This is a genomic window from Terribium retamae (assembly GCF_022347545.1).
Lineage (GTDB): Bacteria > Pseudomonadota > Alphaproteobacteria > Rhizobiales > Rhizobiaceae > Mesorhizobium > Mesorhizobium retamae.
On the sequence record NZ_JAKREW010000013.1, the window covers coordinates 90,714 to 112,410 of the forward strand.

The 21,697-nt window shown below is 61.4% G+C and carries 24 protein-coding genes; 11 read left to right on the forward strand and 13 right to left on the reverse strand.

Going from position 1 to position 21,697, the window contains the following annotated elements; translation table 11 throughout:
- Nucleotides 1-21 precede the first annotated feature (21 nt).
- Nucleotides 22-435, reverse strand: coding sequence for an arsenate reductase (glutaredoxin) (gene arsC, locus L4923_RS15090; RefSeq protein ID WP_239366446.1), 414 nt, complete (start codon nucleotides 433-435; stop codon nucleotides 22-24).
- Nucleotides 432-1,709 carry a phosphoribosylamine--glycine ligase gene (gene purD / locus L4923_RS15095; protein ID WP_239366447.1) on the reverse strand — a complete coding sequence of 426 codons (1,278 nt, stop codon included), beginning with the start codon at nucleotides 1,707-1,709 and terminating at the stop codon, nucleotides 432-434. The genes arsC and purD overlap by 4 nt, the downstream gene beginning before the upstream one ends.
- 147 nt (nucleotides 1,710-1,856) lie before the next feature.
- Here purD and L4923_RS15100 point away from each other — a divergent pair, with 147 nt between their 5' ends.
- Together L4923_RS15100 and ubiA are read left to right on the forward strand one after the other, a co-directional pair.
- On the forward strand, nucleotides 1,857-2,429 hold the full coding sequence (locus L4923_RS15100; RefSeq protein WP_239366449.1) for a GNAT family N-acetyltransferase: 573 nt from the start codon (nucleotides 1,857-1,859) through the stop codon (nucleotides 2,427-2,429).
- 31 nt (nucleotides 2,430-2,460) lie between these two features.
- Complete coding sequence (gene ubiA / locus L4923_RS15105; RefSeq protein WP_239366451.1) at nucleotides 2,461-3,444, forward strand: 4-hydroxybenzoate octaprenyltransferase; 984 nt, start codon at nucleotides 2,461-2,463, stop codon at nucleotides 3,442-3,444.
- 14 nt (nucleotides 3,445-3,458) lie between these two features.
- Here ubiA and L4923_RS15110 read toward each other — a convergent pair whose 3' ends face one another.
- From L4923_RS15110 to L4923_RS15120, 3 genes are all read right to left on the reverse strand, one after another.
- Complete coding sequence (locus L4923_RS15110) at nucleotides 3,459-4,025, reverse strand: DUF6101 family protein (RefSeq protein ID WP_239366453.1); 567 nt, start codon at nucleotides 4,023-4,025, stop codon at nucleotides 3,459-3,461.
- A gap of 182 nt (nucleotides 4,026-4,207) precedes the next feature.
- Nucleotides 4,208-5,632: an FAD-binding oxidoreductase gene (locus L4923_RS15115; protein WP_239366456.1), complete on the reverse strand. Its 1,425-nt coding sequence runs from the start codon at nucleotides 5,630-5,632 to the stop codon at nucleotides 4,208-4,210.
- Between the two features lie 15 nt (nucleotides 5,633-5,647).
- A complete protein-coding gene (locus L4923_RS15120) occupies nucleotides 5,648-6,658 on the reverse strand; it encodes an L-threonylcarbamoyladenylate synthase (protein WP_425530951.1) in 1,011 nt (336 codons plus the stop codon).
- 115 nt (nucleotides 6,659-6,773) lie between these two features.
- Here L4923_RS15120 and L4923_RS15125 point away from each other — a divergent pair, with 115 nt between their 5' ends.
- A complete protein-coding gene (locus L4923_RS15125) occupies nucleotides 6,774-7,172 on the forward strand; it encodes a hypothetical protein (RefSeq protein ID WP_239366458.1) in 399 nt (132 codons plus the stop codon).
- 169 nt (nucleotides 7,173-7,341) lie between these two features.
- Here L4923_RS15125 and L4923_RS15130 read toward each other — a convergent pair whose 3' ends face one another.
- Nucleotides 7,342-7,626 (reverse strand): hypothetical protein, encoded by a 285-nt coding sequence (locus tag L4923_RS15130; RefSeq protein WP_239366460.1) that lies wholly within the window; start codon nucleotides 7,624-7,626, stop codon nucleotides 7,342-7,344.
- 145 nt (nucleotides 7,627-7,771) lie between these two features.
- Nucleotides 7,772-9,949: a glycine--tRNA ligase subunit beta gene (gene glyS, locus L4923_RS15135; RefSeq protein ID WP_239366462.1), complete on the reverse strand. Its 2,178-nt coding sequence runs from the start codon at nucleotides 9,947-9,949 to the stop codon at nucleotides 7,772-7,774.
- A 204-nt stretch (nucleotides 9,950-10,153) separates the two neighbouring features.
- On the opposite strand from glyS, the gene L4923_RS15140 reads away from it, so the two are divergent.
- Entirely contained in the window at nucleotides 10,154-10,336 is a 183-nt protein-coding gene (locus L4923_RS15140; protein WP_239366463.1) for a hypothetical protein, read from the forward strand.
- Nucleotides 10,337-10,338: 2 nt separating this feature from the next.
- Here L4923_RS15140 and L4923_RS15145 read toward each other — a convergent pair whose 3' ends face one another.
- The 3 genes from L4923_RS15145 to L4923_RS15155 all read right to left on the reverse strand — a co-directional run bounded on the left by L4923_RS15145 (nucleotide 10,339) and on the right by L4923_RS15155 (nucleotide 14,547).
- On the reverse strand, nucleotides 10,339-11,307 hold the full coding sequence (locus tag L4923_RS15145) for a glycine--tRNA ligase subunit alpha (protein WP_239366464.1): 969 nt from the start codon (nucleotides 11,305-11,307) through the stop codon (nucleotides 10,339-10,341).
- A 208-nt stretch (nucleotides 11,308-11,515) separates the two neighbouring features.
- A complete protein-coding gene (locus L4923_RS15150; RefSeq protein ID WP_239366465.1) occupies nucleotides 11,516-13,282 on the reverse strand; it encodes a tetratricopeptide repeat protein in 1,767 nt (588 codons plus the stop codon).
- A 248-nt stretch (nucleotides 13,283-13,530) separates the two neighbouring features.
- Complete coding sequence (locus tag L4923_RS15155) at nucleotides 13,531-14,547, reverse strand: polyprenyl synthetase family protein (RefSeq protein ID WP_239366466.1); 1,017 nt, start codon at nucleotides 14,545-14,547, stop codon at nucleotides 13,531-13,533.
- Between the two features lie 149 nt (nucleotides 14,548-14,696).
- Here L4923_RS15155 and L4923_RS15160 point away from each other — a divergent pair, with 149 nt between their 5' ends.
- The 7 genes from L4923_RS15160 to L4923_RS15190 all read left to right on the forward strand — a co-directional run bounded on the left by L4923_RS15160 (nucleotide 14,697) and on the right by L4923_RS15190 (nucleotide 18,920).
- Nucleotides 14,697-14,921, forward strand: a complete 225-nt coding sequence (locus L4923_RS15160; protein ID WP_239366467.1) for a putative signal transducing protein — start codon at nucleotides 14,697-14,699, stop codon at nucleotides 14,919-14,921.
- Entirely contained in the window at nucleotides 14,918-15,709 is a 792-nt protein-coding gene (locus tag L4923_RS15165) for a tRNA1(Val) (adenine(37)-N6)-methyltransferase (protein WP_239366469.1), read from the forward strand. Before L4923_RS15160 ends, L4923_RS15165 begins: the two co-directional genes overlap by 4 nt.
- 71 nt (nucleotides 15,710-15,780) lie before the next feature.
- A complete protein-coding gene (locus tag L4923_RS15170; protein WP_239366471.1) occupies nucleotides 15,781-16,644 on the forward strand; it encodes a S49 family peptidase in 864 nt (287 codons plus the stop codon).
- Between the two features lie 82 nt (nucleotides 16,645-16,726).
- On the forward strand, nucleotides 16,727-16,912 hold the full coding sequence (locus L4923_RS15175) for a hypothetical protein (protein ID WP_239366473.1): 186 nt from the start codon (nucleotides 16,727-16,729) through the stop codon (nucleotides 16,910-16,912).
- Entirely contained in the window at nucleotides 16,909-17,835 is a 927-nt protein-coding gene (locus tag L4923_RS15180) for a 4-(cytidine 5'-diphospho)-2-C-methyl-D-erythritol kinase (RefSeq protein WP_239366476.1), read from the forward strand. Before L4923_RS15175 ends, L4923_RS15180 begins: the two co-directional genes overlap by 4 nt.
- Nucleotides 17,828-18,370, forward strand: a complete 543-nt coding sequence (gene moaB / locus L4923_RS15185) for a molybdenum cofactor biosynthesis protein B (RefSeq protein WP_239366479.1) — start codon at nucleotides 17,828-17,830, stop codon at nucleotides 18,368-18,370. Before L4923_RS15180 ends, moaB begins: the two co-directional genes overlap by 8 nt.
- 121 nt (nucleotides 18,371-18,491) lie before the next feature.
- Nucleotides 18,492-18,920, forward strand: coding sequence for a GFA family protein (locus L4923_RS15190; RefSeq protein WP_239366480.1), 429 nt, complete (start codon nucleotides 18,492-18,494; stop codon nucleotides 18,918-18,920).
- A 109-nt stretch (nucleotides 18,921-19,029) separates the two neighbouring features.
- Here the strand turns inward: L4923_RS15190 and L4923_RS15195 are convergent, their stop codons facing one another.
- Genes L4923_RS15195 through L4923_RS15205 form a run of 3 tightly spaced genes read right to left on the reverse strand, consistent with a single transcriptional unit; the run spans nucleotide 19,030 to nucleotide 21,671 of the window.
- Entirely contained in the window at nucleotides 19,030-19,890 is an 861-nt protein-coding gene (locus tag L4923_RS15195) for a C40 family peptidase (protein WP_239366481.1), read from the reverse strand.
- Between the two features lie 24 nt (nucleotides 19,891-19,914).
- Entirely contained in the window at nucleotides 19,915-20,265 is a 351-nt protein-coding gene (locus L4923_RS15200; protein WP_239366482.1) for a MarR family winged helix-turn-helix transcriptional regulator, read from the reverse strand.
- A 47-nt stretch (nucleotides 20,266-20,312) separates the two neighbouring features.
- A complete protein-coding gene (locus tag L4923_RS15205) occupies nucleotides 20,313-21,671 on the reverse strand; it encodes a leucyl aminopeptidase family protein (protein ID WP_239366483.1) in 1,359 nt (452 codons plus the stop codon).
- Between the last annotated feature and the right edge of the window lie 26 nt (nucleotides 21,672-21,697).

A 21,697-nucleotide genomic window follows, 5' to 3' on the forward strand; every position in this document is an offset into this window, starting at 1 on the left:
TGCTGAAAAGCGTCGGGCAAGCTAGCGGCGGAAGGAGGCGCGCACCACCTCGCCATCTTCCTTGACGAAATCGCCGATGTCCGGATTGGCGAGCACTTCCAAAACCCGCTCCGAGGGCCGGGCAAGAACGGCACCCTTTTCAGTCACCACGATCGGCCGGTTGATGAGGATAGGATACTCCATCATAAAGTTGAGTATCTCCTCGTCGCTGAAGCGCGGATCGTAGAGCCGCAACTCCGCATAGGGCGTATCCTTCTGACGCAGCAGTTGCTTTGGCGTCATGCCCATCAAGCGCAGCAACTCGATCAGTCTGCCCCGCGACGGCGGTGTCTTCAGATATTCAATGATCTCGGGCTCCTCACCGGAAGCGCGGATCATGGCCAGCGCGTTTCGCGAGGTGCCACAGGCGGGGTTGTGGTAGATGGTGACGCTCATCGTCTCTCTTCGCGTTCGACCGCGCGCCATCCGATATCACGGCGGCAGAAGCCCTGTGGCCAGTCGATGCGGTCGACAGCAGCATAGGCGCGCTTCTGTGCCTCACCCACGGTCCGGCCGGTGGCCGAGACATTGAGGACGCGGCCCCCGTTGGCGACCAAAGCGCCGGCATTGACTGCGGTGCCGGCATGGAAGACCTCGGCACCCTCAGATCGCGCCGCATCGATGCCTCGGATGACCGACCCTTTCTCGGGCGTGCCGGGATAACCTGAGGCGGCGATAACCACGGCAAGCGCGGCCTCGTCCGTCCAGCGCACCGACATATGGCTCAGCTGGCCGTCGGCGGCCGCGTTCAACAGGACGAGCAGATCGTCCTTCAACCGCATCATCAGCACCTGGCATTCGGGATCACCGAAGCGAGTGTTGTATTCGATCAGCCTGGGCCCCCGATCGGTGATCATCAATCCGGCAAAAAGGACACCGGCGAAGGGCGAACCCAATTCGGCCATGCCGCGCATGGTCGGTTCGATGATCTCGCGCATGGTGCGCTCGATGATGTCGGGTGTCATCACCGGCGCTGGCGAATAGGCACCCATGCCACCAGTATTGGGACCGACATCGCCATCGCCGACACGCTTGTGGTCCTGCGCCGTGCCGAAAGGCAGCGCGGTCGTGCCGTCGCAGAGGCAGAAGAAACTCGCTTCTTCGCCAGTCATGAATTCCTCGACTACGACTTCGGCGCCGGCGCTGCCGAACGAGCCGTCGAAACAGGCACTCAGCGCATCCAGCGCCTCCGGCAAGGTCATGGCGACGGTGACGCCCTTGCCGGCTGCAAGCCCGTCGGCCTTGATGACGATCGGCGCACCGACTTTTTCGACATGGGCGCGCGCATCGGCCAGGTTATCGAACCGGCCATAAGCGGCGGTCGGGATGCTGAAGCGGGCGCACAGATCCTTGGTGAAACCCTTCGATCCCTCCAGCCGCGCCGCAGCCTTGGACGGTCCAAATACGCGGATACCGGCGGCACGCAGATCGTCACCGATGCCGGCGACCAGCGGCGCTTCCGGGCCGACAACGACGAGATCGATCTTCATGTCGCGGCAGAAGGCAGCCACGGCGGCGTGGTTGGAGATGTCGAGCGTCACGAGTTCCGCCTGTTCGGCGATGCCGGGGTTACCGGGCGCGGCATAGAGTTTGGTGAGCATTGGCGAGGCCGCAAGCTTCCAGGCCAGCGCGTGTTCGCGTCCGCCTGAACCGAGGAGAAGAACGTTCATTTTCGCAAACCTCGCCCATCCGTGTAGCCAGCTCTGGCTATTGGCGATGGCGCGGCAGGTCAAGGCACGATCACCCCTATCAACTGCTGCGGCATTGCCGACGGACGAAGGGCTGCCTATCTGCGGTATGCTCCCGCAGGACTTTTCATGCCCGTCACCATCGAACGCGCCGATCCCCTCCTTTTTGAAGCCGCAGGCAAAGCCGACTTCAGCTTCGAGGTCGATGCCTATCTGGAACCCGTTTTTGATGCACCGGTCCGCGAATGGCGGCGCATTCCAACCGAACCTTATGTGAAGAGTTACAACAAGGCTGACGAAGACGACGGGGAATGGGACGACGACAGCGCGCTGTTCGTTGCCGTGCTGGATGGCGCGCCGATCGGGCGGCTTTCCGTCACCCGCAACTGGAATGGCTACGGTCTGCTCGACCATTTCGGCGTCGACCGCCCTTATCGCGCCAGCGGTATCGGCCATCGCCTGTTCGATTGCGCCAAGAGCTGGGCGCGTGAGCAGGGTTTGACGGGACTTTCCCTCGAAACACAGAACAACAATCTTACCGCCTGCCGTTTCTACGAGCGGCAAGGCTTCCAACTCGGCGGCATCGACCGGTTCTTCTACCGCGGACTTTTTCCGGATACGCGCGAGATCGCGTTGTTCTGGTATCTGCCCTTCAGCCGGACACCTTCGATACAAGCCCGGCAGGACACCATGTCTGCTTGACGCCTGCGCCACAGCCTGCCACTCCACGGCGATGGAAACCATACAGTCGAAATCGGCCCAGGGACGTGTCGCAGACGCGCCGAGCGGGCACTGGGTCTATCGCGTGCTGCCGCGCTGGCTCTGGCCCTACGCACAGCTTGCACGCTGGGATCGGCCCATTGGCTGGCAATTGCTTCTTTGGCCCTGCTTGTGGTCTGCCGCGCTTGCGGCCAGCGCCTATGCGCGGCCGGAAGACAGCCTGCTTTCGCTGCTGCCTCTGCCCTCGACCCTGATCCTGTTCCTGATCGGTGCGATAGCCATGCGCGGCGCCGGTTGCACTTATAACGACATCGTCGACGAAGACATCGACAATCAGGTGGAACGCACGCGCTCGCGCCCACTGCCCTCCGGCAAGGTCAGCCGAAAGCAAGCTTGGGCATTCCTCCTGCTGCAAGCACTGGTCGGGCTTGCAGTGCTCGTCCAGTTCAATGGCTTTGCCATTCTGCTCGGCGTCTGCTCTCTGGCGGTCGTTGCGATTTACCCCTTCATGAAGCGCTTCACGAACTGGCCGCAATTCGGGCTGGGGCTTGCCTTCTCATGGGGCGCGCTGATGGGCTGGGCGAGCGAATTCGCCGATCTCGATGGGCCGGCCTTCCTGCTCTATATCGGCTCGATCATGTGGGTGATCGGCTATGACACCATCTATGCCCATCAGGACAAAGAAGACGACGCCATCGTCGGCGTGCGTTCCACGGCCCGCTTGTTCGGCGAACACACGAAATCCTGGCTGGTTGGTCTCTACGCGGGAGCGCTGATGTGCTTCGCCGTTGCCTTTGCTTCGGCACAGGTCCCCGTCGTTGCGCTGGCGGGATTGATTGCCGCCGGTGCGCATATGACCAGACAGATCGTGACGTTGGACATCGACAATCCCGATCAGTGCCTGAAGCTGTTCAGGTCGAACAACCAGGTCGGCTGGTTGATCTTCCTGGGCCTGATCGGGGGCGCAATCTGGGTCGCAGTAAAGCCGATGCTTTAAGCGACCTCTTATCGTTAGCGGCGGGCGATGATTTCTTCGCCCCCAATCACCAACCGAAGACCGAGGTCACCGGTGCGGCGCCTGGCCAGGAAACGCGGACGACGGGTCGTGGAAATACGACCTTTGCGGCGCGCGCGCGGTGGCTGCGTCTTGATGGCCGCACCGAGCGACTCCTCCAGGGTGCGGGCGACACCATCGGCCTCGATCAACAGCATCGGCAGACCAAAAGCATCCGCCCAGGCGCGCCAGTCGGCAGCAATGTCGTCAAGATCGTCGGCCACCAACAGCGGCACCGACAACATCTGGTCCGCGTGCAGCAACTCCAAAGTGACCGTGACGTTGCCGTCTTCGTCTTCCATGGCCCGTGCGGCCACACCGCGAAAAGCCTTGGTCGGCAACGCGATGGTCACGGGCATGCCGCTCATGTGCAGCGTGCGGCGCATGATGGCGCCACGGCGGTCAACGGTCAGCGTGATATCGCCGGAATCGTCGCGGGCGGCATAGCTCACCACCTGCGGCAGGCGAAACGGGTCGAGGCGCATGTTGCGTCCCGCCCAGACTGGCTTCAGTCCGGTGTTCATAGAATGCCTTCCTGTCTCTCCTGAGAGCCGGGTGTCCCGGTCTTCTCCGTGCGGGTTTTCCCGCCTCGTTATGGGCAGAGACTAGCGTCGGCTCCTTACCGGCCAGCTTAAAAAAGTCGGTTAAATTTTGCTGATCTGCCAGATGGTTATCGGATTCCCACCAATAAGAACTTTCGAAACCATCAGATAACCTTACCGGGATTCATGATGCCAGCGGGATCGAAGGCAGCCTTGACCCGGCGCATCAGTTCGATCGCCATCGGCGGCGCGGTGGCGATCAATTCATCGCGCTTCAATTGGCCGATGCCGTGCTCGGCCGAAATCGAGCCGTTAAGAGACCGTACGACATCGTGCACGGCCTTGTTCATCGGGCGGTAAAGGTCGAGGAAAGCCTGGTCGTCGCCGTCGAGAGGCCGTGAGATATTGTAGTGCAGATTGCCGTCGCCCATATGGCCGAAACAGACGACCCGGGCGCCGGTGCTGACGGACCGAACCGCCTCGGCAGCTCGTTCGATGAAAGTCGGGACAGAGGCGATCGGCACGGAAATATCGTGTTTAATCGAGGCACCTTCCGCTTTTTGCGTTTCCGGCAAGGTCTCTCGGAAATTCCAGAAGGCGTCAGCCTGGGCAAGGCTCGCGGCAATCACGGCATCATCCACCAGACCCTTTTCCAGCCCTTCCGACAGGATGTCCTCGATCAGTGCCCTGGCGTCCTCTGCGGAGCGCCCGGATGAAACTTGCATCAGCACATACCAGGGCCAGTCGTCGGCCAGGGGACGGATCACACCCGCGCCATGGCGCAGGGTGAAATCGTAAGGGGTTCTGGCAATGAGTTCGAAGGCCGTGAGTGCCGGCCCAGCACGATCTTCCGCCAGATTGAAAAGGCCAAGAGCAGCTTCCGGCGACGACAGGCCGATGAAAGCGACTTCGCGCCCCTTTGGCTTGGGAAACAGCTTCATGACTGCGGCCGTGATGACGCCCAGCGTGCCTTCGGCGCCGACGAACAGGTTCTTCAGGTCGTAACCGGTGTTGTCCTTCTTGAGCTTGCGCAGGTCGTCGAAAACCTCGCCGGTCGGCAACACGACCTCTACGCCGAGGCAAAGCTCACGCGCATTGCCGTAAGCAAGCACGCCGGTGCCGCCGGCGTTCGAAGAAAGGTTACCGCCGATCTGGCACGAGCCCTGGGCCGCCAGCGACAGCGGGAACAACCGGCCGGCGTTGTCTGCCGCCTCCTGCAGCGTCTGCAGGATGACACCAGCCTCGACAGTCGCCGTGTTCGATTGCACATCGATCTCGCGGATGCGGTTCAGCCGCGACAGCGAAAGCACGATCTGATGTCCGGAAGCATCCGGCACCTGCGCGCCGACCAGTCCGGTATTGCCGCTTTGCGGAACGACCGGTGTGCGCGTCTCAGTGGCAAGCCGCATGATGCGGCTCACCTCCTCGACGCTGCCAGGCCGCAGCACCAATGGCGTGCGGCCATGCCAAAGCCCTCGCCGCTCGGTAAGGTAAGGTGCGATGTCGGTCTGATCGCGCAACGCATATCTGTCGCCGACGATGGCGGCAAAACGCTGGAGCAGGTCGGTCGGAAGGTCGGTATCGGTCATACCCAACAACTAGGATTATGCGAGGGGTTTGTCACGCGGTGCCGCGGCGCGGACAAGCCTGTCGTTGATCGCCTCGCCGAGGCCATCCCAAGGTACCGGTTCGACGGCGATGACCGCAGCGCCCGAACGATCGAGATCCTGCATGAAGGAGAACAAATTCGTGGCAGCCTCAGCAAGATCGCCACGCTCTGAGAGATTTTTCACAGCAACGGCATTCTGCCAGCCCGTCGCACGCCTCGAGCCGAAGGCAAGCAGCGCCTCGCCTTTCGCCACTTTATCGACATCCAGCCGCATCGCAGCCCCCGGCGCGTAGTGGGAGGCCAGCATGCCAGGGGCCTGGATGCCCGTAGCGCCGCGCAACAGCCGGGTATTTGCAACAGTCTCGATCTCGACGGCGGCAATGCCGCCGGGACGCAAAAGCCTCAGGCCGCCTTCTTCAATCTTGACGATAGTCGATTCCAATCCGACGGGTGTCGGGCCACCATCGACGACAAGCTTGATGCGGCTGCCGAGGTCGTTCGCAACAGCTTGAGCGGTGGTGGCGCTGATCTTGCCGGATGAATTGGCTGAAGGCGCAGCCAGCGGGCGCCCCAGCTGGCCGATCAGTTCGCCGCCAAACCCTTGCGGCATACGTAGTGCAATCGTATCCAGACCGGCACTCACGAGCGGATGAATGCCGGCGTCAAGCCGGAGCGGCAGGACCAGCGTCAACGGCCCAGGCCAGAGAGCTTCGGCCAGCTTGCGAGACAACGGATCGAAGACAGCGATGCGCTCGGCCATCGCCATATCCGCCACATGAGCGATCAACGGGTTAAAACGGGGCCGGCCCTTGGCCTCGAAGATGCGTGCGACCGCCCGGCCATTGGTAGCGTCACCGGCGAGACCGTAGACGGTCTCGGTGGGGATGGCGACAACCTCGCCGGCCTCCAATTGGGCCAACGCCAGTTCCAGGGCTTCTGCTGCGGGTAGGATGTCGACCACTTTCACAACCTTGTTTGAGCGGTTGCGTAATACGGCACGCCGCACCGGGCAAGCCTCCGCGCCCAGTGCCAATCGCTAAAATGCGTGGCGACGCCGTAAGCGGGGATCAAGACGATTGCCCTAGAGTGCCGAATAGGGGACGGGCTAAGGGGACATCTTCATGCGTGGCGTGGCGATCGCATTTTTCAGCTTCTGCATGACGTGCGCCACACAGGCATCGTCGCTGGTCTACTTCACCAACACTGCTCCGGCGTCGACACCGTCAGTGGTGGCCACCGGCGAGACCAGACACGATGTGCAAAGCCTGCGATCGGCGGCCTATCCGATCGACAGTACTTCTGTAGTTCGGGTGGATGAAGGCGAGACGCCGGCAATGCAGGACAAGGTCTCCGCCATTCCCGATCGAGCCGAACGTGCAACGAAGGTGATCCGCGACGGCGTGATCGGCAGCGCGCTGCCGCGTCACAAGGCCAAACCAGGAACGGTAAACGGCAAGCCAGAAAGCGAGGTTTCCGCAACGGCGGGAGAAGATGGCCTGAAGGAAGAGCGCAAACCCTAAAGCGTTTCCGTTTTTCGGGAACGCGGAAACGCTCTAAGCTTTTGTTTTCGCTGCATTTTGTAACGTCAAGTGATTCCACTTGGCTACAAAATGCTCCCGGCGGCGCGCTGAAACCGCACAATCCGAGCGGGCAAGGCGACAAGGCGCCCTGCCCGCTCGGCAAACTAGCTCAGGCAGCGGCCTTGGCTTCGTCTTCCTCGACGTCGCCCTCGGCGGTCTCTTCACCGTCTTCCGACTCGTCCTCGGCCGCCTCTTCGCCGTCCTCGGACTCATCTTCATCGTCGAATTCGTCTTCGGCTTCCTCGCCGTCGTCGTCCTGCTCGTCTTCATCGTCCGAAAGCACGACCTCTTCGTCGTCGCTAGCTTCGAGTTCGTATTCAGGAGTAGCTTCGAGCAGTGCCTCGTCAGAGGCCAGGATGTCGTCAATCATTTCGGGTTCGGCAACGAATGTCATGAAAGCCTCCGTGGGTTCGAGTGTACACTCGATTTGTCCCACGCCGACATCATCGTCATATGACTGTAAGCCGGCTCGGCCGGCTATTTTACAAGTGCCTGAAATGGTTCGTCGGAGCGCATCGGGGCACTCCGATTTCAGGCGATCAGCCGGCAATCTTCGAGAAGTCGGCGACACGATCGGTGGCGGTGCGGATGCGCGAAAGCAATGCCAGGCGGTTCGCACGCACGGCGTCGTCGTCGTCATTGACCAGAACCTTGTCGAAGAACGCATCGATCGGCTCGCGCAAGGAACTCAGCGCCACCATGGCGCCGGAAAAATCTTCCTTGCCAATGGCTTCGCCAGCCTGGGCTTCCGCTTGACCGATGGCGCCGAACAACAGTTTTTCCGCATCCTCGCGAAACAGCGCCGGGTCGACAGCCATGGCCACAGCCGTGCCCTTCTTCTCTTCGGCGGCGAGGATGTTGGCGGCGCGTTTGGTGCCGGCGAGCAGGTTCTTGCCATCCTCGGTATCGAGCAGTTTGCCAAGGGCCTCGACGCGACGCACGATCGTCAACAGATCATCGGCATCCGAAGTAATCACGGCATCGATCAGATCATGCCGTGCACCTTGGTCGCGCAGATAGACCTTCAGGCGGTCATGAAAGAAGGAAAGGAGGTCGGAGGCCCAATTGTCGTTGTCGGCCAAATTTGAGATCGTCCCGATCGTTATGGTTTTTTCGGCCTGGACGAAGGCTTTGCGAAGGCCCAACCGCACGCCGTTCTCGATCAAGATCCTGATGACGCCCAACGCGGCACGACGCAGCGCATAAGGATCCTTGGAACCGGTCGGCTTCTCGTCGATAACCCAGAACCCGACCAGCGTGTCGAGTTTATCGGCCAACGCCACCGCAACCGAGACTGGGTCCGTCGGAACGCGGTCGGACGGGCCCTGCGGCTTGTAGTGCTCTTCGATCGCTACCGCAACAGACGCATTTTCGTCTTGCAGCAGAGCATATTTGCGGCCCATAGCACCCTGCAGTTCCGGGAATTCGCCGACCACTTCGGTCTGCAGATCGGCCTTGGCGAGAACCGCCGCACGTTCGGCCAGCGCTGGATCGGTGCCTGCTGTCGGCGCTATTTCGCGCGCGAGCTTGCGTATGCGCTCGACGCGCTCGCCCTGCGTGCCCAGCTTGGCGTGAAAGGTGACATTCAGATGGTCGAGCCGTGCCATGCGCTGGTCGAGCGGCTTGGTTAGATCAAGACCAAATTTCGCCGCCGAACTCTCCAAGGCGCCGAGGTCGGGCAAGTCGCCCTGATCGGTGTTCCAGAAATAGAGAGCATCCGACAGGCGCGCGCGCACGACCTTGCCGTTGCCATGCGCGATCTCGGCGCCGCCATCCTTCGCCTCGACATTGGCGGTAAGGATGAAGCGATTGGAAAGGTTTTCGGCCTCGCCCTGCGGGCGGGTGACAAAGCACTTCTGGTTGGCGCGGATGGTGAGACGGATCACTTCCGGCGGAATTGCCAGGAAAGCCCGCTCGAACTCGCCCATGAGAACGACCGGCCATTCGACCAGGCCGGAGACCTCTTCGAGCAGCCCTTCGTCCTCGACCAGGTCGAGCCCATTGGCGAAGGTCAGGTTGCGGGCATCAGCCAGAATGATCTCCTTGCGCCGTTCGGCGTCGATGACGACCTTGGCTGCCTCAAGTTTCGCCGCATAATCGTCGAAGCGCTTCACCGTGATTGCGTCGGGCGCATGGAAACGATGGCCGTAGGTGACATTGCCGGCGCGGATGCCGTCGATTTCGAAATCCACCACAACCGGCTCCTCGGTTTCCGGGCCGAAGGTGCAGACGATGGATTGCAGCGGGCGTACCCAGCGCAGTGACCCTGGCTTTGCCGAGGCCGGTCCCCAACGCATCGACTTCGGCCAGGGGAAGCTGCGAATGATGGCTGGCACCAGCTCGGCAATCACCTCTTCCGCGGCGCGGCCGGGTTTGGAGATGTGGGCCACATAGAAATCGCCCTTCTTCGGATCTGCATGGACATGCGCATCGGCAACCGAAGCGAGGCCCGCCTTACGCAGGAAACCCTGGATCGCCTGCTCCGGCGCCTTCGTGGACGGACCCTTGATCTCCTCGTGCACATCCTTGGAACGCGGCGTGAGCCCGCGAATATCGAGCGTCAGGCGACGTGGCGTCCAATAATCACGCGCCGCCTCATAGGTAAGACCTGCCTCGACCAGACCGTCGGTCAGCATCTTCTTCAGGTCACCCGCAGCTTTGCGCTGCATGCGAGCAGGGATTTCCTCGGAGCGAAGTTCAAGAAGCAGATCGGGCATGGTCGGTCTCAAACGGGAAAGCTGCGGCGGCAATAGCAAGTCGCCCGCGCCCTGTCACCCTTCGCGCGAAACAACCGGCCGATGAAAATTTCTATCGCTGTGTCGGGAAGCGGCCGGCCCGCTCGTCCTAAGGGCACAACGACATCACCGAAACAAAGCGCTGAAGCGGTCGACGCTCAGACGGGAAACCATTGGCCGAGAACCATGAAAACGGCATCGACATTGCTTCAGGTCATCGCGCTCAGCGCCTGCTTCGTCAATCAGGTCGAAGCACGAGCCGAATTCCGGATGCCCGGGGTTCGGCAAGCCTTGAGAACCATTTCAGGACCGGATCGCCAGTCGCTGTTAACAGCAGTCGTCGACGCCGAGCTGGTCGACGAGATGTAAAATCAGGCCGCCAGGCCACCGGCCTCGGTCAGCAGGAACGCCTCGCCACAAGCCTTTGCCAGATTGCGCACGCGCAGGATGTAGCTCTGGCGCTCGGTGACCGAGATCACCCCCCGCGCGTCGAGCAGATTGAAGACATGGCTGGCCTTGATGCACTGATCATAGGCCGGGAACACCATCTTGTGCATGGCGACATTGGCATTCGCATCGGGCGCGCCGGCCTCCAGCAGGGCCTTGCACTCGGCCTCCGCATCTTCAAAATGACGCAGGAGCATCGCGGTATTGGCGTGCTCGAAATTGTGCCGCGAATATTCCTGCTCGGCTTGCAGGAAGACCTCGCCGTAAGAAACGCGCTCCGGTCCTTCCATGCCGTTGAAGTTCAGGTCGTAGACGTTGTCCACACCTTGGACATACATGGCGAGACGTTCCAGCCCATAGGTCAGCTCGCCGGCGACCGGTGCACATTCGATGCCGCAGACCTGCTGGAAATAGGTGAACTGCGATACTTCCATGCCGTCACACCAGCATTCCCAGCCGAGCCCCCATGCGCCGAGCGTCGGGCTTTCCCAGTCGTCCTCTACGAAACGGATATCGTGCAGCAGCGGATCGATGCCGATCGCCTTCAGCGAGCCGAGATAAAGCTCCTGCAGGTTTGACGGATTCGGCTTCAGGATGACCTGGTATTGGTAGTAGTGCTGAAGCCGGTTCGGATTTTCACCGTAGCGGCCGTCCTTCGGGCGGCGGGATGGCTGCACATACGCAGCATTCCAGCGGCGCGGCCCGAGCGCACGCAGCGTCGTGGCCGGATGGAAGGTACCGGCACCGACTTCCATGTCGTAGGGCTGCAGGATGACGCAGCCATGGGCGGCCCAATAGTTGTGCAGCGTCAGGATCAGGCCCTGGAACGAGCGCTTGGGGTCCAGATTGGCGGGAAGTTCGGCAGTCACGGCGGCCTCGACAGGGAGCGGCATGTTGGTGCCATTCCCTAGTGCCGAGGGGGAAAGGCGTCAAGGCGATGGCACGGCTTGGCGGAGCACGCTAGAGCGTTTCCGTTTTTTACGAAAACGCGGAAACGCTCTAAGGGTTTGTTTTCGCCGCATTTTTGTAACGCCAAGTGATTCTATTTGGCTACAAAATGCTCTAGCGCGCGTCGATCCGCCAATTCCTCTTCGGGTGCTCTTACCCCTTCGGGGCTGTCGGCTTGGGCTTCGGCGCCTCCTGGGCGGTCTTGTTCTCGAGCGGCGGCAGGCCCTTGAGCAATTTCTGCTCGACGGAGGCCAGCACATCGGGCTCGGGCTTCAGATCGCGCGCGTGGCGCCACTGGAACGTTGCTTCCAGCTTGCGGCCGACCCGCCAGTAGACATCGCCGAGATGGTCGTTCAGAACCGGGTCTTCCGGCTTCAACTGCACGGCACGCTCCATCTCGCGCACGGCGTCGTCGTAGCGGCCGAGCTTGTAATAAGCCCATCCCAAGGAATCGATGATGTAACCGTCGCTCGGCCGCAATTCCGCGGCCTTCTTGATCATATCCAGCGCTTCCTTGAGGTTGGTGCCCATATCCACCCAGGAATAACCCAGATAGTTGAGCACCTGCGGCTGGTTTGGAAAGAGTTCCAGCGCCTTGCGGAAGTTCGGCTCGGCCTTCGGCCATTCCTTGATGCGCTCATAGGCAATGCCGCGCTGGTAGAAGATGTTCCAGTCGGCCTTGGTCGGCGTCTTCAACACCGCGACCGCCTTGTCGAAGAGTTCGGCGGCAGAGCGGAAATCCTGCTTGGAGGCATACACGCCGCCGAGCGCCAGATAACCGCGCATGTCTTCCGGATTGGCCTCGACCAGCACCTTGAGTTGCTTGATCGCCTCGTCATTACGCCCGAGATCGGCCAGGTTCAGACCAGTCTGCAGCTCCGAGACTTCCTTGAGCGGCGAGTTGGCGGGAATGCGGCGATAGAAGTCGATGGCGCGTTCTCCATCCTTCAGTTGCTCGGCAACTGCGGCAAGCTGCACCAGAACCACGTCGCTGTCCGGCTTCAGAGCCAGCGCATATTCCAGATAGAGGCGTACAAAGGGTTCGCCCCCTCCCCGATTGAGCGCGGTAGCGAGGTTGAGCAGGATCTCGGAAGCACCTTCAGAGGGATTTACAACCAGGGGCTCCGGTTTCTCCCCTTTTGCGATCTTGTCGCGCAGGGCCACGATTTCGATCTTGCCCGGACCGAACTCTTCCGCCTGCTTCAACACCGAGAGCGCCTTGTCCTTGTCGCCTTTGCGGGCCAGGAACGTCGCATAGGCCTGCGCCGCACGCATCCAGGTCTCCGGAGCGGCGCCACCGGCTGCCGTGTTGGCGATGGCCTCGGAATAGGCGGCGTCCGCCTTGTCGGCTTGGCCGGCTGCGTCGGCGATCAGGCCGCGATGATAAGACTTGAACAGGTCGAACCATTCCGGCCCTTCCAGTTTGCCGACATACTCCATGGCATCGCCGCCCTGGCCGGCACCCTGCATGGCCCAACCTGTCATGACACCGCAGATCAACTTGTCGAGATCGGCGCCCAGCGACAGTTTCAGCCAGTACTGCGCCTTGGCGAAGTCCTTCTTCTTGAAGCTGTCGACAGCCAAGGCCAGACGCGAAAAGCGCTCGATATCCGGCACTTCCTTCAGCTTGTCGGCGTAGGGCAGCGATTCCTCGAAGCGTCCCTGGGCGATCAGCGACAGCATCAGGCTTTGCTGAAGTTGCGTATCTTCAGGCGCGAAGGCCAATGCCTGCTTGTAATAATTGATGGCGTTGTCGAGATCGTTGTCGTTTTCGGCAACCCTGGCAGACAGATAAGCGCCGGAAAAAGAATTGATTTCGACGGGCGCTGATGTCTGCGCCGCAAAACCCGACTGGGTCTGGGCCGCGAGACCAGCGAGAATGGCCAGGCTCGAAAGCCAGCGAGCACGTCTTTGCCGCATCGTATTCCTTTCTGGCGGGCAAATCCCCTGCTTCAGCGGAGATCGCCAAGAATCCTTCTTTCCGGGCAAAGCATGGCCTTTTTGGGGTCGCGCATCAATCCGGAACGCGGTCACAATGCGGACATCGTCTTAACAAAGCATGGCATCCGGCTAAGGCGACCGCGCTGGAGAATGCCAGGCGGCGGCCCGCGCCCACCATGAAACAAATCACAAAGAAGTTCTACACGCTTTGCGCCGACAGCGGCGGCTCAATTTACCCGGCTGATGCAAAAGTCGATTACATCGATGAGCGCCGCCTTTTGCGGCGTCTCCTCCAGCGGTGCCAGCGCGTCACGGGCGATCTCGCCGAAATGGCGGGCCCGGCCGATCGTGTCGGAGATGGCGCTGTGGCGCGTCATCAAGCCGATCGCCCTTTCAAGACCGGCGTCGTCGGCGACGTTCTCCTCGATCGCGCGCTTCCAGAATGTGCGTTCGGCCGCTGTGCCACGTCGATAAGCGAGGATCACCGGCAACGTCACCTTGCCTTCACGAAAGTCGTCGCCGACATTCTTGCCGAGGTCCTTCGAAGTGCCGCCATAATCCAGCGCATCGTCGATGAGTTGGAAGGCCAGACCGAGATTCATGCCATAGGAACGCAGTGCGGCACGATCGGTGCGCGAAGCCTTTGCGATGACCGGGCCAACTTCGGCGGCCGCTGAAAACAGCGCCGCGGTCTTGGCCTTGATGACCGCAAAATGCTCATCCTCGGTCGTATCGAGGTTCTTGGCGGCAGCAAGCTGCATGACCTCGCCCTCGGCGATGATCGAAGCCGCCGACGACAGGATATCGAGCGCATCCAACGAGCCGACATCGACCATCATCCGAAAAGCCTGGCCAAGCAGGAAATCACCGACCAGCACGCTTGCCTGGTTGCCCCAGATCATACGCGCCGTCTTCTTGCCGCGGCGCATGCCGCTCTCATCGACCACGTCATCGTGCAGAAGAGTGGCTGTGTGCATGAACTCGACGCTGGTCGCAAGCTTGACGTGACCGTCGCCGGCGTAGCCGAACATCTGCGCGGCAGCGAGCGTCAGCATCGGCCTCAGCCGCTTTCCACCCGACGAGATCAGGTGATTGGCTACCTCGGGGATCATCTGCACGTCCGAACCAGCCTTGGACAGGATCAATTCGTTGACGCGGCCCATATCCGCCGCAGTCAGATCGATCAGGCCCTTGATCGACGCTGCTTCCCGCTTGCCATCTTCAAGGTTGAGAACGACACCCACACTGAAACTCCCGTCCGCCGCGCCACGCTGCTTAATTGGACTCTAGCGGCCGGAGCGCATACGGCAAGTGGCGAATTGGCGCGGTTTGCGCAAGAGGGGGCGCGAGCTAACCGTTTACATCACTGTTCCAAACTGCGATTTTGCCGTCCATGATCGAGCTCATCCGCACCAACGACGCCGTCGTCATCTCATTCGTCGAATCGCTGATGCGCGATGCCGGCATAGGCTTCCTCACCGCCGACCAAAATATGAGTGTTCTGGATGGCTCGATCGGCATCCTGCCGCGCCGCATCCTGGTCGAAGACGACCGTATCGACGAAGCGCGGCGTATTCTGACCGACGCTGGCATCGCCCACGAAATCCGCCGGACATGACCCCAGCCGCCGCCGGCGACGCGCCCGATCACACGATCGATGCCTTTCATCGCGGTCGCTTCTGGCTGGTGCAGCCCGCCAATGGCGGCCACCGCGCCGGCATGGACGCCATGATGCTGGCAGCTGCCGTTCCATCAAACTTCGTCGGGCGACTGGCCGATTTCGGTGCCGGTGCCGGCGCGGCGGGGCTCGCCGTCATTTCCCGCTGCGAACAGGCCCGGGTAACGTTGGTGGAGCGATCCCTGGAAATGGCGGTGTTCGCCGAAGCATCTTTGGCCCACCCGGCCAATCAACATCTCAGCGACAGGGCGGAGGTTCTCCGGGCGGACGTGACGCTGACCGGCAGAGCGAGGAACGCAGCCGGGCTCGGCGACCACCAATTCGACTTCGTCATCATGAATCCGCCCTTCAATGCTGGCAAGGACCGGGCCACGCCCAATACGCTTCGACGCGAGGCCCATGTCATGGCAGAGGGCTTGTTCGAAGCCTGGCTGCGCAGCGCTGCCGCCGTGACCAAGCCGCGTGGCGGCCTGGCGATCATTGCTCGGCCCGAGTCCTTGGCAGCGATTCTCGATGCCTTGGCTGGCCGTTTCGGCGCAGCGGAGATCGTGCCGGTACATCCGCTTGTCGACGAGGCGGCGATCCGTATCGTGGTGCGGGCCTTCCTGGGTGCACGCGGCAAGCTTTCGCTGCTGCCGCCGCTTGTCCTGCACGAGAAAGGTGGCAAGGGGCTTCTGCCGAGCGCGGATGCCATCAGCAACGGAACGGCCACGCTTTTCGGAGATTGAAACGCCTTCGCCATTGCCGTGACGTGGTGAATGCCTACATGCCAAGGGCCAAAACTGGAGAACCGCATCCCGTGCGCCGCCTTTTCAACCGTATCCTGCCGAAATCCTGGCGCTCCGCCGATATCGTTGTTCCCGTCATCCGGCTGCATGGCACCATCATGGCCGGCGGCAGCCAGTTTAGGCCAAGTCTCTCCCTGGCTGCGACGGCTGGCCTGATCGAGAAGGCTTTTTCCTTTCCCGGCCCGGCCGTTGCGATCTCGATCAACTCACCGGGTGGTTCGCCCGTCCAATCGCGGCTTATCTACAAGCGCATTCGCGACCTGGCCGCGGAGAAGAACAAAAAGGTCTTCGTTTTTGTCGAAGATGTCGCCGCATCTGGCGGCTACATGATCGCGGTCGCGGCGGACGAGATCATTGCCGATCCGTCCTCCATCGTCGGCTCGATCGGCGTGATTTCCGGCACATTCGGCTTCACCGATCTCATCAAGAAGATCGGCGTGGAGCGCCGGGTGCACACCGCCGGCAAGAACAAGTCCTCCATGGATCCGTTCCAACCGGAGAAGAAAGAGGATGTGGAACGCCTTAAGACGCTGATGCTGGAATTGCACGAGAGCTTCATCGATCTCGTCAAGGAGCGTCGCGGCACCAAGTTGAAGGACGACCCCGACCTGTTCACTGGCCTGTTCTGGTCCGGCAAGAGAGGGTTGGAACTCGGTCTGGTCGATGGCCTCGGCGACATGCGAAGCACCCTCAAGGAACGTTATGGTTCGAAAACGCAGCTCAAGCTCATCACCCAGCCGCGCGGGCTGTTCGGCCGTTTCGGCCTGTTCGGTTCGTCGAGCCGCCTCTCGGCGCCGGCCTTGGCCGCGGCCGGAGTAGACGCACTTTTCGATGCGGCGGAAGAACGCGCATTATGGAGCCGTTTCGGTCTTTGAAAAGCCACAGGAACGGGCTACGATAATCACTTGCCCGACCCGAACGTCCGCCATGACGGACCCTTGAGGAAGGAGTTTTGGTATGCCGCAGATCATCTTCTTCATTCTCGTCGGCATCGTTGCCTATGTTGGCTACCGCTCCTTCATCAAGGAAGCCGAACGCGTGACCGCCAAGGTGCGGCGTGCCGAACAGCAGCGGTCCAATGGCGCTACGGGGACCCTCGTCAAGGATCCCAAGACCGGCGAATACCGGCTGGCCAAGGATTGAGCACCGCAGTACTCGACCGTGTATCCGCAGATTATGCCGCGGGCGCTCGCTTGGCGCCCGCGAAGGTTAATCTTGCGCTTCATGTCACCGGCCGGCGAGCCGATGGCTATCACACAATAGAAAGCCTCGCCGTATTCACCCGCTTCGGGGACCGTATCGAAGCACGAAAAGCCGACGAGGACCGTTTCAGCATCTCGGGCCGTTTCGCCGGGCTGGTGCCGACCGACGAAACCAACCTGATACTCAGGGCACGCGATGCCTTGCGCAGCCATGTAGGCCCGCAGAATGCACCTGCGGTGGCCATTTCACTCGAAAAGAACCTACCGGTGGCATCCGGCATCGGCGGCGGATCGAGCGATGCAGCAGCGGCGTTGCGCGAACTGGTCTCGACCTGGGAGCTTGACATCGACGAGGCGCAGTTGGCGCGGATCGGTTTCTCACTCGGCGCCGATTTGCCAATGTGCCTCAAGGCCCAGCCCCTGCTGGCCTACGGCGCCGGCGAGGCAATTTCGCCCGTGGCACAATTTCCTGCACTCGGGCTGGTCATGGTCAATCCGGGCGTGGCGGTCACCACCGCCGATGTCTTCAGATCGCTTGCCCTCCGCGACAACGAAGCCTTGCCTCCGTTGCCGAAGATCATCGACTTCCACAGCCTGCGTGGTTGGCTCGAGGCGACGCGCAATGACCTCGAGCCTGCCGCCGAGACGATCGCGCCCTTGATCGGAAAGGCCAAAGCGTCATTACTCGAGGCAGATGCCGCCTTCGCGCGCATGTCGGGTTCGGGCGCCACCTGTTTCGGCCTCTTCGAAACAGGCAATGTCGCCAAGCGGGCAGCGGCCAGCATCCGGGCACGGCACCCGGATTGGTTCGTCGCCGCAACACGCTCCATGCCATCGGAGGCTCTGGAATATCCGCATGCCTGATACGGCCCGGCCCTTCATACCTGTCCGCATCGCGGTGCTGACCGTCTCCGACACACGCAGCCTCGCCGACGACAAGTCCGGCCAGACACTGGCGGATCGTATCGAGGCGGCGGGGCACATCCTGGCGGCTCGCGACATCGTCACCGACGACCGTGACAAGATCCGCGACAAGGTGCTGTTCTGGTCGAAGGACGAAGGCATCGACGTCATCATCACCACCGGTGGCACCGGTTTCACCGGGCGCGACGTGACACCGGAAGCGTTGGAACCGATCTTCGAGAAGCGGATGGACGGCTTTTCAGAGGTTTTTCACCGCATCTCCTACGACAAGATCGGTACTTCAACCATCCAAAGCCGGGCAACAGGCGGCGTGGTCAATGCAACCTTCGTCTTCGTGCTGCCGGGATCGCCAGGCGCATGCAAGGATGCCTGGGACGGCATCCTGAAGGCTCAGTTCGACTATCGGCACATGCCCTGCAATTTCGTGGAAATCATGCCGAGGCTGGACGAGCATCTGCGCCGCAGCGGCAAATAAACGGCCTCGCGCCGGGCCTTCGCCTTCGTTTTATAGCCATTTGTGACGTCTGGCCTTCGGATCGACATTCCGAAACAGAATACAGATGCTATCCTGCACATCCGTTGGACAGGAGGCGGCGATGACCGTGCACGAAGGTGGCTGCCATTGCGGCAACGTCCGGCTGAGCTATGAAACGAATATCCCGCCGGCTGAAACCGAGCTTCGCGCTTGTCAGTGTTCCTTCTGCCGCAAGCACAATTCACTTGCGGCGGCCGATCCGAGCGGAAGGCTGAGCATTCGCGTCAAAAACGAAGACCTGCTTTCGCGCTATGGATTCGGGCTGAGGACAGCCGAATATCTGGTCTGCCGGGATTGTGGAGTTTACGTCGCAGCCGTCACCTCCAATACCGAAGAGAAACGAGCAATCATCGTCGTCAACGCGCTCGATGAGCGCGCGCAATTCACGCGGGAACCCCTGCTCACAGTCTACGATGCGGAAACCCGCGATGAGCGTATCGCCCGCCGCCATGCCCGCTGGATGCCCGTCAAATGGTCCATCGAGCACTGACATCTCGAGCCAGGGCATTTGTAGCCAAGTGGAACCACTTGGCGTTACAAAAATTCAAATAAAACAAAACTTAGTGCATCTCCGCGTTTCCGTAAAAAACGGAAACGCTCTAGGGCCGGCGAAAAGCAGTTGGACCGCCGTAGAGATAGCCGATGCGGGCAATGGCTTCTTTAAGGCCTTCCCGTGCGACCGTCATGGTATGACCATTGGCATGAATCATCGTTTCAGCATCGGTCATGATCGCGACATGGCCCTTCCAGAACACCAGGTCCCCGCGCTGTAGACCGGAATGGTCTGTATCGACATCGAGAAGTTCACCCAGCGAAGAGACCTGCATGTCGGTATCGCGCAACACATTGCGGCCGGCCATGCGCATTGAAAGTTGCACGAGACCGGAACAATCGATGCCGAAACCGGAAGCACCGCCCCACAGATAGGGTGTGCCGAGGAAGGTTTCAGCGACCGAGACATAGTCCGCCGCGTGCTCGCCGACCGGCAGCAGATGGCCGGCGATGATCGTCTCGCCGGAAGGCAGCACGGCATAGTGTGTACCGCGTGTTTCGGCGACGCCTGTCACGGTCACGGTCGAACCCATCGACAATTGCCCGCTACGCGGCAGGCGCAAGTCGGGCCCAGGATAGAGAAAAGTACGGGCGGCCGAAACGATATGGGTGGGAGTTGCTTGGCGTGCGCCCAGTTCCGCGACCGAAACATAGCCGACATAGCCATCGCGCTCACCCTGCACCCACGCCCAGCCATCGGCTTCGTCAAACACCACAACATCATCGCCAAACAAAAATTGCGTATCGATGCCGGAATCGGCGCGCGGCGCGCGGCGCAGATCGACCACTGAAGTCGCAATGCGGGCTGGCCGGCCGGCAACGAAGCGCTCGGCCGCCACCTCGCCTTTCAGGCGGATATCTGCGAGATCGGCGCGGAAAGCATGCAGGCGGGCGTCATGGGCGGTCAAGGCATCAACTCGGCTGTTTGGAGATCAGATCGGCAAAGCAAGAGCCTTGGCGATGATATCATCACCAAGCCGCTCGACATAGAGTGCGCCGTCGACCGTGCGCTTGACCAGCACGTTGCGCTTGTCAAATTCGTCGCGGTGGCGCGAGACCAGCTTGAGTGCCCCCATCGTGTCCAAGGCGCGTGTGATGACGGGCTTGGTGACGTCCAGCCGAGTCGCTAGCCCGCGAACCGTGTGTGGCGGTGGATCAAGATAGACCGTGAGCAGGATCGCAAGCTGTCGTGCTGTAAGATCCGGTGCATCGCCCCGCACCTGCGACAGCATGACGTGCTGCCACAGTCGCAAGGCTTGGCTGGGACGCAGAGCGATCGACATCCGCCCAGCATGACGGAAAATCGTTTCGCATCCGTTTCAGTTGCGTGTCAGCCGAAGCGGCCGGAAATGACCCGTTCCAGCGCGCGAATAGCTTGAGCCTCACCCCCGGCAGGACCATAGGGGCGCTCGGCCGGATTCCAGGCGAAGATGTCGAAATGCGCCCAGCTCGCGCTCTTCTGGACGAAGCGCTTGAGAAAAAGCGCTGCGGTGATCGAACCGGCGAAACTGTCTGCCGTGACGTTGTTCATATCGGCGATCTTGGATGACAGCTTGGCATCATAGGGTTTCCAAAGCGGCATGCGCCACAGCGGATCCTCCACGGCCGCCGCTGCGGTCGCAAGCTCGGCAGCGAGAGCATCGTCATCCGTGTAGAAGGGCGGCAGGTCCGGCCCCAGCGCGACGCGCGCGGCACCTGTCAGCGTCGCCATGTCGATCAACAGTTGCGGCTGCTCGTCATCGGCCAACGCCAGCGCATCGGCCAGCACCAGCCGGCCCTCGGCATCGGTGTTGCCGATCTCGACCGTGATACCTTTGCGACTGGTGAGCACGTCACCCGGGCGAAATGCATTGGCCGAAATGGAATTTTCGACTGCCGGGATCAGCACGCGTAGCCTGACCTTCAAGCCGGCTGCCATGATCATGGAGGCCAAGCCCAACACATTGGCTGCGCCGCCCATATCCTTCTTCATCAGAAGCATCGAAGCCGACGGCTTGATGTCGAGCCCGCCGGTATCGAAGCACACGCCCTTGCCGACCAGTGTCACCTTCGGTGCGTGCTTCGGCCCCCAGGTCAGATCGACAAGGCGCGGCGCCTCGGCCGAGGCTCGACCGACGGCATGGATCATCGGGAAATTGTTGTTGATGAGATCGTCACCCTTGGTGACGGAGACATTCGCTTTATATTGCTTCGCGAGCACCCGAACAGCTTTTTCCAGTGCTTCGGGGCCCATGTCGCTGGTCGGTGTGTTGACGAGATCGCGAACCAGGAAGACGCCTTCGGCGAGACGCTTTACGCGACCCGCATCAACACCGGACGGCAGCGCGAAACGCAATGCCTTGCCGGGCTTCTTGCCGTAGCGGGTAAAGACATAGCCGCCGAGCACCAGGGCCAAAGCGGAAAGTTCCGGGTCGGCAGGCGCTTCCGCGAAGTGCCAGTCTCCAGTTGGCAGCGCCCTGGCAAGCGAGCCGGCCTGAAGCGCACCGTCGCCTGCCCCGAACAACGCACCGCCGATCTGGCCACCCTCACCCGGCAGCACCAATGTGCGACCAGCTTCCCCTGAAAACCCGTTGGCTTTAGCCCAGGCAAGCGCCTCGGGCGCGAGGCCCGCGGCGCCCAATCCGTCCTTGCTGACAAGATGGACCGGCAGTGCCTTGCGAGGTTTCTTTTCAACGAGTTCGACAGGCATCTTCCAAGCTCCGACAGCGCCTGCGA

Excerpts from the sequence above, each read along its gene's own strand:
- arsC (WP_239366446.1), bottom strand. The coding sequence starts at position 435 with ATGAGCGTCACCATCTACCACAACCCCGCCTGTGGCACCTCGCGAAAC.
- purD (WP_239366447.1), bottom strand. The coding sequence starts at position 1,709 with ATGAACGTTCTTCTCCTCGGTTCAGGCGGACGCGAACACGCGCTGGCC.
- L4923_RS15100 (WP_239366449.1), top strand. The coding sequence starts at position 1,857 with ATGCCCGTCACCATCGAACGCGCCGATCCCCTCCTTTTTGAAGCCGCA.
- ubiA (WP_239366451.1), top strand. The coding sequence starts at position 2,461 with ATGGAAACCATACAGTCGAAATCGGCCCAGGGACGTGTCGCAGACGCG.
- L4923_RS15110 (WP_239366453.1), bottom strand. The coding sequence starts at position 4,025 with ATGAACACCGGACTGAAGCCAGTCTGGGCGGGACGCAACATGCGCCTC.
- L4923_RS15115 (WP_239366456.1), bottom strand. The coding sequence starts at position 5,632 with ATGACCGATACCGACCTTCCGACCGACCTGCTCCAGCGTTTTGCCGCC.
- L4923_RS15125 (WP_239366458.1), top strand. The coding sequence starts at position 6,774 with ATGCGTGGCGTGGCGATCGCATTTTTCAGCTTCTGCATGACGTGCGCC.
- L4923_RS15130 (WP_239366460.1), bottom strand. The coding sequence starts at position 7,626 with ATGACATTCGTTGCCGAACCCGAAATGATTGACGACATCCTGGCCTCT.
- glyS (WP_239366462.1), bottom strand. The coding sequence starts at position 9,949 with ATGCCCGATCTGCTTCTTGAACTTCGCTCCGAGGAAATCCCTGCTCGC.
- L4923_RS15140 (WP_239366463.1), top strand. The coding sequence starts at position 10,154 with ATGAAAACGGCATCGACATTGCTTCAGGTCATCGCGCTCAGCGCCTGC.
- L4923_RS15145 (WP_239366464.1), bottom strand. The coding sequence starts at position 11,307 with ATGCCGCTCCCTGTCGAGGCCGCCGTGACTGCCGAACTTCCCGCCAAT.
- L4923_RS15150 (WP_239366465.1), bottom strand. The coding sequence starts at position 13,282 with ATGCGGCAAAGACGTGCTCGCTGGCTTTCGAGCCTGGCCATTCTCGCT.
- L4923_RS15160 (WP_239366467.1), top strand. The coding sequence starts at position 14,697 with ATGATCGAGCTCATCCGCACCAACGACGCCGTCGTCATCTCATTCGTC.
- L4923_RS15165 (WP_239366469.1), top strand. The coding sequence starts at position 14,918 with ATGACCCCAGCCGCCGCCGGCGACGCGCCCGATCACACGATCGATGCC.
- L4923_RS15175 (WP_239366473.1), top strand. The coding sequence starts at position 16,727 with ATGCCGCAGATCATCTTCTTCATTCTCGTCGGCATCGTTGCCTATGTT.
- moaB (WP_239366479.1), top strand. The coding sequence starts at position 17,828 with ATGCCTGATACGGCCCGGCCCTTCATACCTGTCCGCATCGCGGTGCTG.
- L4923_RS15190 (WP_239366480.1), top strand. The coding sequence starts at position 18,492 with ATGACCGTGCACGAAGGTGGCTGCCATTGCGGCAACGTCCGGCTGAGC.
- L4923_RS15200 (WP_239366482.1), bottom strand. The coding sequence starts at position 20,265 with ATGTCGATCGCTCTGCGTCCCAGCCAAGCCTTGCGACTGTGGCAGCAC.
- L4923_RS15205 (WP_239366483.1), bottom strand. The coding sequence starts at position 21,671 with ATGCCTGTCGAACTCGTTGAAAAGAAACCTCGCAAGGCACTGCCGGTC.